The sequence below is a fragment of the Nocardia otitidiscaviarum NBRC 14405 genome (genome assembly GCF_000308635.1).
Lineage (GTDB): Bacteria > Actinomycetota > Actinomycetes > Mycobacteriales > Mycobacteriaceae > Nocardia > Nocardia otitidiscaviarum.
The window spans coordinates 1-1193 of the sequence record NZ_BAGD01000250.1 but is presented as its reverse complement, the minus strand read 5'-3'; the positions used below and the strand labels follow the sequence as shown (position 1 = coordinate 1193).

Here is a 1193-nt window from a genome sequence, read left to right as displayed (position 1 = left end):
GTCCATGAGGTCAACGGCGGCGAGTGTGCGGCGGATGATCGGCAGGATATCGAGGTCCTGCTCGTGTTCTTCCGTGCCGTGCAGCCTCGACGGGTCGATCCGCAATGCCTGTGCGATCAGTCCGACCATGGATGCGCTGGGCGTTGCGTGGCCAGATTCGACTTTGCTGATCATGCTGTAGCTCACGCCCGATATGGCCACGAGTTGATGTTGCGACAGTCCGCGCATCTTCCGGTACTGAGCGATGCGCGCGCCTACTGAGTCGCTCTCTTTCATCTTTCGACGGTAGCACCTTCATTTTGAAGAAAAATTGAAAGTTCGGTGACGACCTGGGGCTTAGCGTCGGGTGTAGCCCCGGTGCCGGGAGGGACCAGTCGACCCCTCACCAGTATCGATCGCGCTGCCGCTGGCGGCTGGACCGCGATGCCCCGGCACCGGGCGCACTTCAACGACCGCCGAGGACCCGAACGAGGTGCCGGATATGGAATACGTTATCGCTCTACTGCTCGTCGCGGCGACGCTCGCGGCAGCTCTATCAACCAGCGCCAGAATTACGCGCAACAAGCAGCGCCGTGCCGAGCTGACTGTCGCGGACATCCAAGCGCGCCTTGACGCTGAACACGCCCGCGCGTTCAGCCAAGTCAGGCGGTGGTGACAATGCTCGGATCACCTACCGCGATCGCCTATCTGCGCTCGGATGTCTCGGGGGCTCGGCAATCCTGGGATGAGATCCAAAACCGCAGTGTGGCAAAGCGTCTCGGCTACAACCTCGCCCGCACCGTGGTATTCAGCCAGCACACCGACGATCCGATCGGCCGATTGATCAATGTCGTCCGCAACCTCGGTGCTGAGGCCGTCGTCGTGCCCAGTCTCGACCACTTGGGCGGCACCGCGCCCGCCGCGCTCGTGCAGGTGGCCGACGTGATCACGGTCGAGCCGCACCACACCTACGCGCGGTTGAGCACCGGAGCGTTGCCGCCCGAGCTGAGGACCCGATGACGGCGGCGATATTGCCGCCCGTGCGCACTGATCGCGCTCGCGATGTCGGCGTTCACTGCTTTCTCGGTCTGCGGCGCTTCGCCGAGGTGGCGGGCGTGCCGTATGACCGGTTGCAGAAGTGGCGTATCCGCGGCCCGATCTACGTGCCGCCGCCGGTGGTGATGGTCGGGCGGTGGCCGGGTTGGCCGCTGCCC

3 protein-coding genes are annotated in these 1193 nt (G+C 64.5%); 2 read left to right on the top strand and 1 reads right to left on the bottom strand.

The genetic code is table 11. From position 1 onward, the window contains the following. Window positions 1-276: helix-turn-helix domain-containing protein (locus tag ON31_RS29550; RefSeq protein ID WP_039818373.1), on the bottom strand; the 276-nt coding region annotated here is incomplete at its 3' end. Between the two features lie 205 nt (window positions 277-481). Between ON31_RS29550 and ON31_RS37060 the strand changes: the two genes are divergently transcribed. Both ON31_RS37060 and ON31_RS29545 read left to right on the top strand, forming a co-directional pair. Further along, window positions 482-655 (top strand): hypothetical protein, encoded by a 174-nt coding sequence (locus ON31_RS37060; protein WP_157533806.1) that lies wholly within the window; start codon window positions 482-484, stop codon window positions 653-655. 89 nt (window positions 656-744) lie between these two features. Next, a complete protein-coding gene (locus ON31_RS29545) occupies window positions 745-999 on the top strand; it encodes a hypothetical protein (protein WP_255222307.1) in 255 nt (84 codons plus the stop codon). The last annotated feature ends 194 nt before the right edge of the window (window positions 1000-1193 follow it).